The following is a 16,920-nucleotide window of genomic DNA, read 5'->3' as shown; positions in this document are numbered from 1 at the left end:
AAACAAACACCATAACAAAACTTCATACATCAAAATAGTAAACAAAACTGATATAAACAACTATAATAAGAAACCATGGGCCATCGAGCCGACCGCCATCGTCATCCACGACACCTTCGACAAGTTCGGCAACCCGATCGAACTGTCGCCGCGCAACGTGCTGAAAAAAGTCCTGCAGCTGTACACCGACAAGGGCTGGAAGCCGATCGTGGCGCCGGAAATGGAGTTTTACCTGACCCAGCGCTGCGAAGACCCGGACCTGCCACTCAAGGCACCGCTCGGACGTTCCGGCCGCGCCGAAAGCGGTCGGCAGTCGTTCTCTATCGACGCCGCTAACGAATTCGATCCGCTGTTCGAAGACGTCTACGACTGGTGCGAACTGCAAGGTCTGGATCTGGACACACTGATCCACGAAGACGGCCCGGCGCAGATGGAAATCAACTTCCGCCACGGCGACGCACTGGATCTGGCCGACCAGATCACCGTGTTCAAACGCACCCTGCGTGAAGCCGCGCTCAAGCACAACGTCACCGCCACGTTCATGGCCAAGCCGATTGGCGACGAGCCCGGCAGCGCCATGCACCTGCACCAGAGCGTGGTGGAGATCGCCACCGGCAAGCCGATCTTCGCCGATGCCGACGGCAAGATGAGCGAGCTGTTCCGCCATCACATTGGCGGTCTGCAGAAGTACATCCCGAAGGTGCTGCCGATGTTCGCGCCGAACGTCAACTCGTTCCGCCGCTTCCTGCCGGACACCTCGGCACCGGTCAACGTCGAGTGGGGTGAAGAAAACCGCACCGTCGGGCTGCGTGTACCGACCTCCGGGCCGGAATCCATGCGCGTGGAAAACCGCCTGCCGGGCGCCGACGCCAACCCGTATCTGGCGATCGCCGCGAGCCTGCTGTGTGGCTACATCGGCATGGTCGAAGGCATCGAGCCGAGCGCCGCTGTCGAAGGCCGCGCCTACGAACGCCGCAATCTGCGCCTGCCGATCACCATCGAAGACGCGCTGACGCAAATGGAAGAGTGCGACACCGTTGCCAAATACCTGGGCAACAAGTTCGTACGCGGCTATGTCGCGGTCAAACGCGCCGAGCATGAAAACTTCAAGCGTGTGATCAGCTCCTGGGAACGCGAGTTCCTGCTGCTCAGCGTCTGATCCACCTACAGAGCCCCTTCACCTCTATGGAATGGGCTTTTGTGGGAGGGGGCTTGCTCCCGAAAGCGGTGGGTCAGTCATCAGTAATGTTGAATGTGCCGGCCTCTTCGGGAGCAAGCCCCCTCCCACAAACAGCACTGGTCCCACAGAGGAACAATGATCCATCTGAAAATCCAGAACCACCTGAAAACTCCAATAACTCCAAGAGGTGTCGATATGCGTCTATTGAAATCCATGGTTCCCGCCGCGCTGGCGCTGTTGTGCAGCACCGCCGCCCTGGCCCAGCCACAGGTCAGCGTCTACAACTGGACCGACTACATCGGTGAAACCACCCTCGCCGATTTCCAGGCCAAGACCGGGATCAAGGTGATCTACGACGTTTTCGACTCCAACGAAACCCTGGAAGGCAAACTGCTCGCTGGCCGCACCGGCTACGACGTGGTTGTGCCGTCCAACCACTTTCTCGCCCGTCAGGTGAAGGCCGGCGCGTTCCTCAAACTGGATCGCGAGCAGTTGCCGAACTGGAAAAACCTTGACCCGAAACTGCTCGCGCTGCTTGAGAAGAACGACCCGCAAAACGCCCACTCGGTGCCGTATCTGTGGGGCACCAACGGCATCGGCTACAACGTCGACAAGGTCAAGCAAGTGCTGGGCATCGATCACATCGATTCCTGGGCCGTGCTGTTCGAGCCGGAAAACATCAAGAAGCTGTCGCAGTGCGGCGTGTCGATGATGGACTCGGCCGACGAAGTGTTCCCGGCGATCCTCAACTACATGGGCATGGACCCACGCAGCGAGAACCCGGAAGACTTCAAGAAGGCTGAAGCCAAACTGCTGAGCATCCGTCCGTACATCACCTATTTCCATTCCTCGAAATACGTGTCCGACCTGGCCAATGGCGACATTTGCGTAGCCTTCGGTTACTCCGGTGACGTATTCCAGGCGGCCAACCGCGCCAAGGAAGCCAAGAACGGGGTGAACATCGCTTACGCGATCCCGAAGGAAGGCGCCAACCTGTGGTTCGACCTGCTGGCGATTCCGGCCGACGCCGCCAATGCCAAAGAAGCCCACGCCTTCATCAATTACCTGCTCGATCCGCAGGTGATCGCCAAAGTCAGCGCCTCGGTCGGTTACGCCAACCCGAACCCGCCGGCCAAGCAGTTCATGGACGTGGCACTGGTGAGCAATCCAGAGGTTTACCCACCGCAGGAAGTCCTCGACAAACTGTATATTTCCACCACCCCGCCCCAGTCGATCATGCGTCTGATGACCCGGTCCTGGAGCAAAGTGAAGTCGAACAAATGAATCAGTACAGCAAAGAACACGCCCGCTCCTATTACGCTGCTTCGGCCCGGGCCAGCACGCCCCGGCCGGCACTCGATGGTGACCTCACCGCCGATGTCTGCGTGATCGGCGGCGGGTTCACCGGGGTCAATACCGCCATCGAGTTGGCGCAGCGCGGTCTGTCGGTGGTGTTGATCGAAGCCCGGCGCATCGGCTGGGGTGCCAGCGGGCGTAATGGCGGTCAGCTGATTCGCGGCATCGGCCATGAGGTCGAAGGGTTTGCCCGCTACGTCGGCAACGAAGGCGTACGTTATCTGCAACGTGCCGGGATCGACTCGGTGGAACTGGTGCGCCAGCGCATCACCGAGAATGAAATCGAGTGCGACCTGCGCTGGGGCTTCTGCGAACTGGCGAATACCCCGGCGCAGTTCGCCGCATTCAAGGACGAACAGGTCAGCCTCAACGAACTCAACTATCAACACTCGACCCGCCTGGTCGGCCCGGAGCTGATCCGTGAGCAAGTGGTCAACGCTGACGGCTATGCCGGAGGTTTGATCGACATGGGCTCCGGCCATCTGCACCCGTTGGATCTGGTGCAGGGCGAAGCGCGTCTGGCGGCGTCCCTCGGGGTGCGCATCTTCGAGCAAAGCCCGGTGCAGCAGATCGTTCATGGCGAAACCGTTGAAGTGCGCTGCGCCAGCGGCAGCGTCCGCGCCGGCAGTCTGGTGCTCGGTTGCAACGCGCACCTGGATGATCTCGAACAGCAACTCAGTGGCAAGGTGCTGCCCGCCGGCAGTTACATCATCGCTACCGAATCGCTGTCCGAAGCCCGCGCCGCACAACTGATCCCGCACAACCTCGCGTTGTGCGACCAGAAAGTCGGCCTCGATTACTACCGGCTCTCGGCGGACCGACGCCTATTGTTCGGCGGCGCCTGTCACTATTCCGGCCGTGATCCGGCGGACATCGCCGCCTACATGCGGCCGAAGATGCTCAAGGTCTTCCCGCAACTGGCGGACGTGCGCATCGACTATCAATGGGGCGGCAAGATCGGCATCACCGCCAATCGCTTCCCGCAGGTCGGCCGGCTCAAGCAGCAGCCAAACGTGTTCTACGCTCAGGGTTATTCCGGTCACGGCCTCAACGTCACCCACTGGTGCGCCAAGTTGCTGGGCGAAGCGATTCACGCCGGCCACAGTCAGGGCATGGACGTGTTCAGCGCCGTGCCGCACATGACCTTCCCCGGCGGCCCGGCCCTGCGCTCGCCACTGCTGGCACTGGGCATGTTCTGGTACCGCCTGCGCGAACTTGTCGGCTGAACGCATCCCGTGTAGGAGCTGCCGCAGGCTGCGATCTTTTGATCTTTAAAATCAAGAGATCGCAGCCTGCGGCAGCTCCTACACGTAGTCATCTCCTCGCTTATTTGCTCTATCGCCAAGCACTTCTATATTGATGAAGTGCTTTTGCGTTCCTGACGCTCAGCATCCACCCAACCGAGGAAGACATGGATGAAGTCGTCAGCCGTCGATGAGCCACGAGCACCGGGCCAAGCGCCGATCAAGACGCGTCGCTTCAGTATTTCACTGGTGTGGATCGTGCCGATCGTCGCGGTGCTGGTCGGTATTTCGCTGGTGGTGCACAACTTGCTGCAGGAAGGCCCGAGCATCGTCGTCAACTTCAAGACCGGCAGCGGCCTGACCGCCAACAAGACCGAGGTCAAGTACCGCAACGTGGTCATCGGTCAAGTGACTGACGTCGAGTTGAGCGGCGATCAGAAGAGCGTCGACGCCACCATCAAGCTCTCCAAGCAGGCCGAAACCTTTACCCGCGAAGACTCACACTTCTGGGTCGTGCGCCCGCGCATCGGCGCCGGTGGCGTTTCGGGCATCGACACCCTGCTCTCCGGCGACTACATCGGTGCCGATATCGGGCAATCCGACAGCCGCGCCAAACACTTCAAAGGCCTGGAGAACCCGCCGCCGATCACTTACGGCGAGCCGGGCAAGCGCTTCATGCTGCATGCGCCGGATCTCGGCTCACTGGATATCGGTTCGCCGGTTTATTACCGCAAGATTCCGGTCGGCCAGGTCGTCACCTACACCCTCAATCCCGAGGGCAAGGGCGTGGACATCGAGGTGTTCATTCATTCGCCGAACGATGCGTTTGTCACCGAAAACACTCGGTTCTGGAACGCCAGCGGCATCGACATCAATGTCGGCGCCAACGGCTTTGCGGTGAAGACTGAATCGCTGTCGACCATGCTGGTCGGCGGCATTGCCTTCCGTGCGCCGGATTACAGCCCCAACGACGTGGCCGCGTCCGACGACAAGGACTTCGAGCTGTTCGCCGATCAGCAAACCGCCCTCGCCCCGCCCAACGGCAAGGCGCAATACATGGTGCTGCGTTTCGACCAGTCGCTACGCGGGCTCAAAGTCGACGCCCCGGTGGAATTTCTCGGCATGGAGATCGGCCGGGTCGTCGGAATCAACCTCGACTTCGACGCAAAGAAACGCAGCTTCCCGCTTAACGTCGGCATCGTCATTTACCCGCAGCGCCTCGGTCAGGCTTACAAAAAAATGCTCACCGAATTCAAGCACGATCCCAACGACGAAGCCGCCGGCATTCGCCTGCTCGGCACCTTCGTCGATAACGGTTTGCGCGCCCAGGCGCGCAGCGGCAACCTGCTGACCGGGCAACTGTACATTGCGCTGGATTTCTTCCCGAAAGCCGAGAAAGTCGCGTTCGACGCCACGGCCCGGCCGGTGGTCTTGCCAACCGTGCCCGGTAGCCTCGAACAGTTGCAGGAAAAACTCGAAGCGGTGGTCGACAAGCTCAACAAACTGCCGGTCGAACGGATTGCCGGCAACCTCGACAGCAACCTCGTGGAGCTGCGTAAAGGACTGCAACAGTTCAACGCGAAAACCCTGCCGAGCGTGCAGACCACCCTGGCCGACGTCAGCAAGACCTTGCAGTCCGCCAGCTCGACGCTGGCCGAAGATTCGCCGCAGCGCGAGAAACTTACCGAGACCCTGGATGAGCTCGGGCGCATGTCGCGGTCGCTGCGGGAGCTGTCGGATTATCTCGGTCGCCATCCGGAATCGCTGATTCGCGGTCGTCCCGACAACGCCGCGCCGCTGGATCTGAAAGGGCCGCCACGCAATTGAGCACAGGAGCTACCCCATGGCTGTACCGCTGAAGATCACCGTGCTCGCTGCGTGCATGCTGCTTGGCGCCTGCCGCAGCGAGCCGATCAGCTTTCATACCCTGACGCCGGTACAACTGCCGACGTCCCGCGCCGGTACGCAGATTCCCATCGAGGGGATCAGCGTGCCGCCGCAAGTCGACCGCCCGCAAATCGTCATCCGTCAGGGCAACAATGGCCTGGCGATTCTGGAAACCCAGTGGTGGGGGGCGAGTCTGGCGGATGAGTTGCGCAGTGCCTTGAACGATCAACTGAGCAATACCGGCACTCGCGGCAATGTCTCGGTGCGCATTGATGTGCAGCGTTTCGACTCGATTCCCGGACAATACGGGCTGATCGACGTCAAATGGCGCCTGCGCCCCAGCGGTGCGGCGGACAATGCTCTGCTGACCTGCCATTCAACCTTGCAAACAGCATCCGGCCCAAGCATCGACGAACTGGTGGCCGCGCAACAGAACAACGTCAAACGCCTGGCTGCCCTGATCAATCAGGCGGCGGGCAATTCTCGCACCTGCCCGGCGGCATCCTGAGCCGCCGCCAGCGTAACGGTGAAACGGCAGCCGTTGGGTTCGCGGGTCACCAACTGAACCTGCCAGTGCTGGTGGCTGCAGATCCGCTGCACCAGCGACAGTCCCAACCCCAGCCCTTCACCGCGCTGCTCATCGCCGCGCACGAAGGGCTGGAACATCGCGTGGCGTTTCTCTTCCGGAATACCGATGCCGCTGTCCTCGACCACGAAACCGTCCTTGAGCAGGACCAACCTTACAAAACCCTGATCGGTGTAGTGCCAGGCATTGCGCAACAGATTGCCCATCACCGACTGCAGAAACGTCAGGTCATAACGCTCGATGCCCGCCAGTTGCGGTTCGTAGATGAACTCCAAGCCTTTTTCACGAATCAGTCGCCCCCAGATTTCCACCTGGGCGTCGGCAATGGATTTGAGTGTGCAGGTGGATTCGGTGCCAAGCTCTTGCGGCTTGCGCGCCAGCATCAAAAAGGTCTCAACCAGTTGGCGCATTTCGGCGCTGGCCCGGGCAATGCGTTTGACCTGCTGGGTGGAGCGCGGATCCAGCGAAGGGTTGGCCAGCAACAGCTCACAGGAGCTGGCCAGAACCATCAACGGCGTGCGCAGTTCATGACTGACGTCGCTGGTGAAGAGCTTTTCCCGGTTCAGGGTCTCGCGTAACCGGCCCAGGGTCTGGTCAAAAGACAGAGCCAATTCCCCCACTTCATCATCGGCGTAATCCGGATGCAGCGCCGGCGCCAGCGCGATCAACTGATCACGATGACGCACCTGCCCCGCCAGGCGAATCACCGGTGCCATGACCTGCCGCGCCAGCAGCCGGCCAAGCGCGACGGCTAACATGACGCTGAGGATGAACCCGACAATCACCACGATGAACAACACGTGCTCGCGCTGTTCAAAGCTTTCCTGATTGCGCAGCAGCACGTATTTGCGTCCGCCGACCGCCTCGACCATCGCGTAGAAGTCATCACCGTTGAACGTGATCTCCTGATAGCCGATTGGCAGTCCGGCCAGTTGTGGCGTCAGTGCCATCGGCCCCGGACCGTTCTCGAAAAAAAACAGTTCGCTCTTTTCCGGCTCGTGGCGCCACTGGTTGATGTCGTCCATCGCCAGCAAACGGCGCAGCCCACCGCTGAGGGACGTCATGGTCAACCTGTGCTCGACGACATGCACCGTCGCCACAATGCCCATCGCGAAGACACCAGCCACCACCGCGCTCATCAAGGCGAACACAATCACAATTCGATTGGCGAGGCTTTGCTTGAGGTCCATCCGGATCAATCACTCCAGTATTGATGTCAGGGCTGCCACGGACAGCGCCGCGACGCTGGCCAACGGTCGCAGCTTCGCCTCACCCGGCGCTGTTGTTAAGTGCCTCGAACAAACAAAACGACTATTTGAGTTTATTTATCAAATAGCGTTTTCCGCTAATACCTGCACTTCTCTCGCAAATTTTTCACATGTTCTTCACTGCTCCGCCACGACTCTGAACGTAGTGTTCAGCAGCCATTCAAGATGACCACCGTAAAGTAACTAACCTCCTCGAGCTTACGTTGCACTGCGCGTGTACTGAGTGGTACTCGGGACTGACAAGAGGCAACGTCGTGGTTGAATTAGTACACATACAATCAGCATCCAAGAGATCGTACCTCTCTCGTCCACGGGCCTGGGCAGCCATTGCTGTCGGCATGTTGGTGATCATTTTGCTTTGTGGCTTCGTCTGGCTGCAGCGTTCGCCGAGCAACCTGCGTTACGTCAGCGCGTCTGCGACTCAGGAATGGTTGAAAGCCTGGCAAGCCGGTGAGGTCGTTGCTCTGGTGCGCCACACCGAACGGTGTGACCGCTCGAGCAACATTTGTCTGGGGCCGGAGGATGGGATCACCCAGTCCGGCGGTCTCGCTGCAGCCGCCGTCGGTCTGGCTTTCACGCAGTTGGGGATGCAACAGACCCAGGTGTTCACCAGCCCGCTGACACGGACTGCACAAACGGCTCATTACATGTTCGGTCGCGACGCAGTGGCGGCAGAATGGCTGGAAACCTGTGGCCCGACGATGCGCGATGAGTTGGTGGCGCACAAGACTCCGGGGCAGAACATGATCCTGGTGACCCACAGCGGTTGCATCGCCGACTTCGAAAGGCAAACCGGTTACCCCCGTGCTGTTGCCGCCGCCTATGGCAGCGCTGTCTTATCCCGGATAGATGCGCAAGGCCAACTTGAAGTAATCGGCATCATGAATCCCGAAGGTTGGCAACGATTGAACAAGTAATCATCGGAATTAAATACGCAACGCCACGCTATTGTTCAGCCAGTGCTCTAACCCGCCGCATTGGCGCTTCAAAGTTTGTAATAAGAGATGTTTTTTACTTTCAAAAACTGGACATGTTCTGTTTTAGCGCTTGTCTTTGTGGAGAGAACTTGAAGCTGGAAGCTCTCCGTTCTCTGAATACAGAACACGCCCATCGGCGTGCTCGCCTCTGCATTCATTAACCCAGTGCCGTGCCTGCAACGGAAATCGCCAGGCCGCCACTGAAACGCACACTTTGTACTGCACCAAGGTCCAGTCATGACGTCTGAGAACAAACCGCTGCACCATGCGGCGTTGAATTTGCCGCACCTCCAGCAGAGTACCTGGATCGAGCGTTTTGCGATCCCCGGGCTGGTGCTGGCGTTCGTGGTGTTTTATCTGCTGCCGCTGATGACTCACGGCCTGTGGATTCCCGATGAAACCCGTTATGGCCAGATCAGCCAGGAAATGCTGCAGAGCGGCAACTGGGTGGCGCCGCACTTCATGGGCATCCGCTACTTTGAAAAACCGATTGCCGGCTACTGGATGATCGCCATCGGCCAGGCCATTTTCGGTGAAAACCTGTTCGGCGTACGCATCGCCTCGGCGCTCAGCACCGGCATAAGCGTGTGGCTGGCCTATCTGCTGGCCCGGCGCCTGTGGAACAACCCGCGAATCAGCGCAGCCTGCGCCCTTCTATATATGAGCTTCGGCCTGATCGCAGGGCAAGCCGGCTACGCCAACCTTGATCCGCAGTTCACCTTGTGGGTCAACCTCAGCCTGGTGGCGATCTGGTTTGCCATCGACAGCACCACCCCGCGCGCGCGCCTGGGCGGCTGGGCATTGCTGGGATTCGCTTGTGGCATGGGCTTGATGACCAAAGGTTTCCTTGCCCTGATGCTGCCGGTGCTGATCGCCCTGCCCTACATGATCTGGCAGCGGCGCTTCGGCGAACTGGTACGTTATGGGCTAGTTGCTGTTGCGGTGGCCGCACTGGTCAGCGTGCCATGGGCACTGGCCGTGCATTACCGTGAACCGGACTTCTGGCGGTTCTTCTTCTGGCACGAACACATCCGCCGCTTTGCCGCCGGTGAAGACGCACAGCACGCGCGGCCATGGTGGTTCTACCTGCCGCTGCTGTTCGCCTCCACCTTGCCATGGGCCCTGCTGTTGCCTTCGACACTGTTGCGCACCTGGCGCGAAAAGCGTGACCCGAAAATCGGTTTTCTGGCCTTGTGGTTTGTTCTGCCGCTGGCATTTTTCAGCGCGAGCAGCGGCAAACTGCCGACCTACATCATGCCGTGCCTGCTGCCGTTGGCCCTGTTGATGGGCCACACGCTGATGAACTGGATAGCCGACCAGAACGGTCGCGTCTTGCGGATCAACGGCGTGGTCAACGTGGTGCTGGCCATTACCGCTCTGGTCGCGCTGATCTATCTGCAAGCGACCCGCGAAATTTACGAACACACCGAAATGTTCAGCCTGTCGCTGGGCTATATCGTGCTGCTCGGCTGGCTGATTGCCGGTTCGCTGCAGACATTGCGTCCACTGACGCTGTGGGCGATGCCGGCGCTGGGCATCGGCCTGCTCGTCGCGCTGCTGCCAGCGGCGATGCCGGCGACCATCGTCAACAGCAAGATGCCGGATCAGTTCATTGCCGAACATCAGCAGGAACTCAGCCAGACCAGCTCTTTGCTGAGCAACGACCTGGGCGCGGCTTCTGCGTTGTCATGGCGCTTGCGTCGCCCGCAAGTCGACCTGTTCAACACCGTTGGCGAGCTCAAGTACGGCCTCGATGACCCGGCCATGGCTTCACGCAAGGTCAGCCTCGAAGGTGTTGGCCAATGGATGACCGAAGCGCGGAAAAAAGGCTCGGTGGGCGTGGTGATGCGAGTCAACAGCACATCGGACGCGCAACAACTTGAACTGCTGCCAATAGACGGCAAGCACTACCGCCGTGGCCAAATCGAAATCCTCATCTTCAGTCAGAGCCAGCCATGACCCAAACCAGGACTGAACGGAGGCAGTTGCTGCTTCTGCTGGCAGCGACTGCCCTGCTTTTACTGCTCGGTCTGGGCAGTCGTGAGCTATGGGGGCCGGAAACCCGTTGGGCCAACATCGCCTTGCAGATGCTGCAAAGCGGCGACTATTTCGATCCCTATCTCAAGGGCAGCCCCTACTACGACAAGCCGCTGCTGTCGTACTGGCTGATCACCGCCACCTCGTGGTCCACCGGCGGACTGGGGCATTGGTCGTTGCGCCTGTCGTCGGTGATTTCCGCGTGGTTTAGCGTGTGGCTGGTGTACCTGATCGGCGAGCAACTGTTTCGCAAAGGCACCGGGCTGATCGCTGGCTGGATGCTCGCGACCACGTTCTACTTCTTGTTCTGGGCGCGCGTCGCCACCGCCGACATTCTCACTGTCTGCGGTGTGCTCGCGGCCGTCTGGTGGTACTGGCGCGGCCCGGATGACACGCGGTTCTGGCGCTACGTGGTGTTCTTCGGCTTGCTGTCGCTGACCTCGCTGTTCAAGGGCCTGATCGGTTTCATCCTGCCGGGGCTGGTGCTGCTGCCGCACCTGCTCAGCGAACACCGCTGGAAACGTCACCTGAACCTGCGCCTGTTCGGTGCGCTATTGATCGCCGGGGCGTTCTACATGACGCCGTTCCTGTTGTCCCACCTCTACGGTGCGCCCAACTACGAACAAAGTGGTCTGGGCCTGGTGCTGCGCGAAAACGTCGTGCGGTTTTTCCAGCCGTTCGATCAATTCGGGCCGATTTACACCTACTTGATCTACCTGCCGGTCTACACCCTGCCCTGGGCGCCGTCCTGGTTGATCGCCCTGTGGGTCGCGGCGCGCAACTGGAAGCACATCGAGCCGGACACCCGCTGGCTGATTCAAGGGCTCGCGTTGCTGATGCTGTTCTTCACCGCCAGTGGCAGTCGCCGCAGCTATTACGTGTTGCCGCTGGTGCCCTTCGCTCAACTGCTGGGTGCGTGGTGGGTGACCCGGCGCATGGCCGCTCGCAACAGCGCAGGCCGTGGGCTGAAGATCGGCTTCGCGGTCACCACGGTGTTGCTTGCCGTGGTACTGGGTGTGCTTTACCCGTGGACCAACAGCGGCGGCGGTGTTATCCGCTTCGGCGAACAGGTTCGCGAACAGGCCAGTCAGCAGGCACCGTTGAATCAATGGCGCATGGTCATGATCGAGGTCGACAACAAAGTACCGATGTACCTGCAAACCGGCGGTGCACCGTTCTACTACGTGCCGGAAACGATCCAGGAATTCCCGCACAATGGCGACACCGCGACGCTGATCGCCTGGCTGCAACGCACCAGCGGCGAACACTGGGATCCGCAACGGACGATTTTCGTGGCGCAATACCGTTCCGGTGATGCTGTGCCACTTGCTGGCCTGAAGACCGATCATCAGGTCATCACCACCATCCCGACCCGTGGCGAGCAGCTATTCCACGGGCGCGAAGACCAGAGCGTGGCCTACATCCCTCACTCCTGAGCAACGACGTTAAGACAAACGTAGAGAGTCGCGGTAAATTTGAATGGCAATGACAAGTATTAACGGCTTCTTTGACGTTTTTTTCTCATTTGCCACCCTACATTGCCGCGACTCGACACATGCAAATCGTTCGCATTGTTTCCTGCGAGGGTTTGCTCATAACGTCTAAAAACAGGAGCTGCCCGAATGAATACAAGCTTTCCATCCTTCTTCAAGCGCGCATTGCTGGCCACTGCGTTGCTCGGCACCGGGCATGCTGTTGCCGCCGACTCGGTGGGTCTGGTGGTCTACAACGCGCAGCACGAAACCCTGACCAAGGCGTGGGTGGCCGGGTTCACCGAAGAAACCGGGATCCCGGTGACCATTCGCAACGGCGATGACACCGAGATGGGCAACCAACTGGTGCAGGAAGGCGCCGCCTCGCCGGCAGACGTATTCCTCACCGAAAACTCCCCGGCGATGGTGCTGGTGGACAACGCCAAACTGTTCGCCCCGTTAGCACCGACGACGCTGGAACAAGTAGATTCCGCCTACCGCCCGGCCCACGGCAATTGGGTCGGCATCGCCGCCCGTTCGACGGTGTTCGTTTACAACCCGAGCAAGTTGAGCGAAAAAGACCTGCCCAAATCCCTGCTCGATCTCGCCACTCCGGCATGGAAAGGCCGTTGGGCCGCCTCCCCGGCTGGCGCCGACTTCCAGGCAATCGTCGCCGCCGTCCTGCAACAGAAAGGTGAAGCCGCCACATTGGAATGGCTCAAGGGCATGAAGACCAACGCCACGATCTATCGCGGCAACAGCGCGGTACTGAAAGCGGTCAACGCCGGGCAGATCGACAGCGGCGTGATCTATCACTATTACAGCTTCGTCGATCAGTCCAAGACCGGCGAGAACAGCAATAACACCCGCCTGTACTATTTCAAGCATCAGGATCCGGGCGCATTCGTCAGCACCTCCGGCGCCGGCGTGCTGGCCTCGAGCAAACACCTTAAGGACGCGCAGAAGTTCGTCAAATACATCACCAGCAAGGAAGGTCAGGAAGTTCTCGAAACCGGCACCTCGTTCGAATACGCCGTGGGCAAAGACGTGCCGTCCAATCCGAAGCTGACGCCGCTGAAAACCCTCGATGCGCCGAAAGTCGATGCGTCGACCCTCGACAGCAAAAAAGCCGTCGAGCTGATGACCCAGGCCGGATTGCTCTGAGTGATGCGCGAAACCTTGCCTGCATCGGCCGTTGCGACGGCCCCCGCCAGCCTCCCCCACCCTGCCCGCACGCATGCCGGGCGTGGCAGCTCGTGGGTGATGAGCTCGGCGGTGCTGGTGTCATTGGTGTCGCTACTGCCGATTGCGTTCGTGATCGGCGTGGCGTGGTACACCGGTTGGGCGACCATCGAAGCCCTGATCTTTCGCCCACGGGTCGGCGAATTGCTGATCAACACCGTGCTGCTGGTGTTGATCACCCTGCCGCTGTGCATCGTGCTCGGAACCACCCTGGCCTGGCTCACCGAACGCAGCAACCTGCCTGGCCGACGCCTGTGGTCGGTGCTGGCGGTCGCACCGCTGGCCGTGCCGGCGTTCGTCCACAGTTACGCCTGGGTCAGCCTGATTCCGTCGATCCACGGTCTGCCGGCCGGGGTGCTGGTGTCGGTGATCGCCTATTTCCCGTTTCTGTATTTGCCGATTGCTGCGACTTTGCGTCGTCTCGATCCAGCGATTGAAGACGTTGCGCAATCCTTGGGGCTCAAGCCGTGGGCAGTGTTCTTTCGGGTGGTGTTGCCGCAGCTGCGGCTGGCGATCTGCGGAGGGGCCTTGTTGGTCGGTCTGCATTTGCTGGCCGAATACGGCTTGTACGCGATGATCCGTTTCGACACCTTCACCACGGCGATCTTCGATCAGTTCAAATCGACCTTCAACGGCCCGGCCGCCAACATGCTCGCCGGGGTTCTCGCGCTGTGCTGTCTGGCGATGCTCACCGCCGAGTCAGCCGCCCGTGGGCAGGCGCGTTATGCGCGGGTCGGTTCCGGCAGCGCGCGGGATCAGCGCAGCGTGCAACTGGGCCGCGGCGCGATAACCTTGGCGTTACTGCTGCAAACGCTGACCTGCCTGCTGGCACTCGGTGTGCCGTTGCTCACACTGGGCCGCTGGCTGGTCGCCGGTGGCGTGCAGGTTTGGGAGGGTGATGAGTTGCTGCCGGCCTTGCTGCAGACCTTGTCTTACGGAGTGGCCGGCGCGTTGCTGACGACTTTCGCGGCGATACCCATCGCGTGGCTGTCGATCCGCTCGCCGGGCAAACTGCAGCGCTTGCTGGAAGGCTGCAACTACATCACCAGCGCCCTGCCCGGCATCGTCGTGGCTCTGGCGTTGGTCACCGTGACCATTCATTTCGCCCGACCGATCTACCAGACCACCCTCACTGTGCTGCTGGCCTATCTGCTGATGTTCCTGCCGCGGGCGCTGGTCAGCCTGCGCGCCGGGTTCGCTCAAGCGCCGGTCGAGCTGGAAAACATCGCGCAAAGCCTTGGCCGCTCGCCGATACGCGCATTGTGGCTGATCACCGTGCGTCTGGCGGCTCCCGGCGCGGCGGCAGGTGCGGCGCTGGTGTTTCTGGCGATCACCAATGAACTGACCGCGACCCTGCTGCTCGCGCCAAACGGCACGCGCACCCTCGCCACCGGTTTCTGGGCGATGACCAGCGAAATCGATTACGCCGCCGCAGCGCCCTACGCGCTCTTGATGATCCTGCTTTCACTGCCGCTGACGGCCATTCTCTATCACCAATCCAGGCGTACCGCTGGCCGATGAACGCTCTCGAACTGCTCAACCTCAGTAAAACCTTCGGCGCGCAAAAGGCGCTCGACGACGTCAGCCTCAACGTGCCGACCGGCAGCCGCACGGTGATTGTCGGTCCCTCCGGTTCCGGCAAGACCACGCTGCTGCGGATGATCGCCGGGTTCGAGTTTCCCGACAGCGGCAGCCTCACCCTCAACGGCCAGACGCTGGTTGACCGCCACCACGCGGTGCCGGCCTATCAACGGCAGATCGGCTACGTCCCGCAGGATGGCGCGTTGTTCCCGCACATGACGGTGGCGGCGAACATCGGTTTCGGCCTGGCCCTGACCGGTGCAGCGCGCCATCAACGCATACTGCAATTGATGGACAGCGTCGCCCTCGACGCGAACATGGCCGACCGTTGGCCCCACGAATTGTCCGGAGGCCAGCAACAGCGGGTCTCGCTGGCCCGTGCTCTGGCGCAGCAACCACGGCTGATGCTGCTCGACGAGCCGTTCTCCGCCCTCGACACCGGTTTGCGCAGTGCGATGCGCAAAATGGTCGCGCGCCTGCTCGAAGACGCGGGCGTCACCACCATTCTGGTGACCCACGATCAGAGCGAAGCGTTGTCGTTTGCCGATCAATTGGCGGTGATGCGCAGCGGTCGGCTGGTGCAGTCCGGGCATCCGATGGATCTCTACCGCTATCCGGATGATGAGCAGACTGCGCACTTTCTCGGCGAAGCCGTGGTGCTGCCCGCGCGGATCGAGGCGGGTTGGGCGCATTGCGATCTGGGTCAGGTGCCGGTCAACAGCAACGGCTTCAGCGGCGCCGCGCAGATCATGCTGCGCCCCGAACAACTGCAGATCGCCGAAGGGGCGTCTGACAGACAAGGCTGCCATGCGCGGGTCACCGACCGGGATTTCGCCGGCAACACCTGCACCTTGACCGTTGAACTGAGCTTATCCGCGACTCAGGATCCGGCCCGTTCGATTCTGGTGCGCAGCTCCGGCATGCACGCGCCGCCCGCCGGCAGTGCGGTGCAACTGTCGGTGCTGGGGGCGGCGCATGTGTTTGGCCTGAACTGATCAGAGATCGAAGCGATCCACCGCCCGCCGCCGCTCGTTGTCATCGCGCACATCGTAGTTGGCGGTGGTCTGGATGTTGCTGTGGTGCGCCAGTTTCTGCGCGATCGACAGGTCGTGCTCCTCGATCACCCGAGTGATGAACGAACGACGGAAATCGTGGGGCATGATTTTCACCCCGACCTGCGTGCCGCGCTGGCGAGCGATGTAGTAAATCGCGTGTTTGGTGATGCGCTCGCGGGTGATGTGGCTGCCACGGCGGATACGGTTGAACAGGAAGGCATCGTCGCTCTCGCCCTCCTTGAGCTGTGAACGGCGCAGTTCGAGCCAGGCATTGAGCTTGCTGAACGCCCACGCCGGTGCGTATTTGATCAACTGCTTGTTGCCCTTGGCGGTGACGCACAGGCTGCGCTCGCTGAAGTCGACCTGATTCAGGTCCAGATCAACCGACTCCGACTTGCGCATGCCGGTGCCGTACAGCAAGGCGATGATTGCCGCATCACGCAGGCCCTGCGGGCGTGGGTCGGCGGCGCAGACTTCCATCAATTCATGAATCAGCGTGCGCTTGAGATTACGCCCCTGCGACAGCCGCGTGCCGGCGATGCCCTTGACCGAGCGCATCTTCAACAGATGTTCCTGGCTGATCAGGCTCATGCGCCAGGCCTCATTCATGACCCCGCGCACCGCATTCACATACAACGAAGAAGTGTTCGGCGCGTAGTTGTCTTCACGCAATGCCGCCACCAGTGCAACAACATCTTCCGGTTGCAGGGCATGCCAGGGGATCTCTTCGACATTCATGTCTTCAAAGCCAAGGCGATCGGCCGCATCTTGCAGCACGTAGCGCATGGTGAGTTGGCTGGAGGGCGCCAACCGCGCGAGGTACAGGCTCATCGGGTTGGTTTTTGGAACGACCGGCGTTGCAGCAACTAAATCAATCAAACGATAAACCTTGAGTAAAAAACGTACAGCACTACAACAACTAACAAATGCAATGTACTTGAAGTAAAGAACGTACTTAAGCCGCACTGTCCGACAAAAAACTGCGATGAACGGCAGAAGTCTGAACAGCCGCTGTATAAGTGACAGATAAACGAT

General features: G+C 60.5%; 13 protein-coding genes. 11 read left to right on the top strand and 2 right to left on the bottom strand.

Going from position 1 to position 16,920, the window contains the following annotated elements:
- The 5 genes from ACIOUG_RS04405 to ACIOUG_RS04385 form a co-directional block, all read left to right on the top strand.
- The coding region (locus tag ACIOUG_RS04405) for a glutamine synthetase family protein (RefSeq protein WP_401062816.1) at nucleotides 1–1,159 on the top strand (1,159 nt) is incomplete at its 5' end.
- A gap of 216 nt (nucleotides 1,160–1,375) precedes the next feature.
- Complete coding sequence (locus ACIOUG_RS04400; RefSeq protein ID WP_401062815.1) at nucleotides 1,376–2,464, top strand: polyamine ABC transporter substrate-binding protein; 1,089 nt, start codon at nucleotides 1,376–1,378, stop codon at nucleotides 2,462–2,464.
- Nucleotides 2,461–3,762, top strand: coding sequence for an NAD(P)/FAD-dependent oxidoreductase (locus tag ACIOUG_RS04395; protein WP_401062813.1), 1,302 nt, complete (start codon nucleotides 2,461–2,463; stop codon nucleotides 3,760–3,762). Before ACIOUG_RS04400 ends, ACIOUG_RS04395 begins: the two co-directional genes overlap by 4 nt.
- 189 nt (nucleotides 3,763–3,951) lie before the next feature.
- On the top strand, nucleotides 3,952–5,607 hold the full coding sequence (locus tag ACIOUG_RS04390) for an intermembrane transport protein PqiB (protein WP_401062812.1): 1,656 nt from the start codon (nucleotides 3,952–3,954) through the stop codon (nucleotides 5,605–5,607).
- 16 nt (nucleotides 5,608–5,623) lie between these two features.
- Nucleotides 5,624–6,175 (top strand): membrane integrity-associated transporter subunit PqiC, encoded by a 552-nt coding sequence (locus tag ACIOUG_RS04385; RefSeq protein ID WP_401062810.1) that lies wholly within the window; start codon nucleotides 5,624–5,626, stop codon nucleotides 6,173–6,175.
- On the opposite strand, the gene ACIOUG_RS04380 is transcribed toward ACIOUG_RS04385, so the two are convergent.
- A complete protein-coding gene (locus ACIOUG_RS04380; protein WP_401062809.1) occupies nucleotides 6,133–7,443 on the bottom strand; it encodes a sensor histidine kinase in 1,311 nt (436 codons plus the stop codon). The two genes, ACIOUG_RS04385 and ACIOUG_RS04380, sit on opposite strands and share 43 nt — an antisense overlap.
- A gap of 314 nt (nucleotides 7,444–7,757) precedes the next feature.
- On the opposite strand from ACIOUG_RS04380, the gene ACIOUG_RS04375 reads away from it, so the two are divergent.
- From ACIOUG_RS04375 to ACIOUG_RS04350, 6 genes are all read left to right on the top strand, one after another.
- On the top strand, nucleotides 7,758–8,438 hold the full coding sequence (locus ACIOUG_RS04375) for a histidine phosphatase family protein (RefSeq protein ID WP_401062836.1): 681 nt from the start codon (nucleotides 7,758–7,760) through the stop codon (nucleotides 8,436–8,438).
- Between the two features lie 297 nt (nucleotides 8,439–8,735).
- Entirely contained in the window at nucleotides 8,736–10,457 is a 1,722-nt protein-coding gene (arnT, locus tag ACIOUG_RS04370; protein ID WP_401062807.1) for a lipid IV(A) 4-amino-4-deoxy-L-arabinosyltransferase, read from the top strand.
- A complete protein-coding gene (locus tag ACIOUG_RS04365; RefSeq protein ID WP_401062805.1) occupies nucleotides 10,454–11,971 on the top strand; it encodes an ArnT family glycosyltransferase in 1,518 nt (505 codons plus the stop codon). The genes arnT and ACIOUG_RS04365 overlap by 4 nt, the downstream gene beginning before the upstream one ends.
- A gap of 186 nt (nucleotides 11,972–12,157) precedes the next feature.
- Nucleotides 12,158–13,171 carry an iron ABC transporter substrate-binding protein gene (locus ACIOUG_RS04360; RefSeq protein WP_401062803.1) on the top strand — a complete coding sequence of 338 codons (1,014 nt, stop codon included), beginning with the start codon at nucleotides 12,158–12,160 and terminating at the stop codon, nucleotides 13,169–13,171.
- Nucleotides 13,172–13,174: 3 nt separating this feature from the next.
- Nucleotides 13,175–14,770: an ABC transporter permease gene (locus ACIOUG_RS04355; protein ID WP_401062834.1), complete on the top strand. Its 1,596-nt coding sequence runs from the start codon at nucleotides 13,175–13,177 to the stop codon at nucleotides 14,768–14,770.
- A complete protein-coding gene (locus ACIOUG_RS04350) occupies nucleotides 14,767–15,825 on the top strand; it encodes an ABC transporter ATP-binding protein (protein ID WP_401062802.1) in 1,059 nt (352 codons plus the stop codon). Before ACIOUG_RS04355 ends, ACIOUG_RS04350 begins: the two co-directional genes overlap by 4 nt.
- Here ACIOUG_RS04350 and xerC read toward each other — a convergent pair whose 3' ends face one another.
- On the bottom strand, nucleotides 15,826–16,716 hold the full coding sequence (gene xerC, locus ACIOUG_RS04345) for a tyrosine recombinase XerC (RefSeq protein WP_401062832.1): 891 nt from the start codon (nucleotides 16,714–16,716) through the stop codon (nucleotides 15,826–15,828).
- Nucleotides 16,717–16,920 lie beyond the last annotated feature (204 nt).

The sequence above is a fragment of the Pseudomonas sp. NPDC087803 genome (assembly GCF_044742995.1).
Lineage (GTDB): Bacteria > Pseudomonadota > Gammaproteobacteria > Pseudomonadales > Pseudomonadaceae > Aquipseudomonas.
The sequence above is the reverse complement of the archived record's forward strand: the minus strand, read 5'-3'. Positions and strand labels throughout refer to the sequence as shown.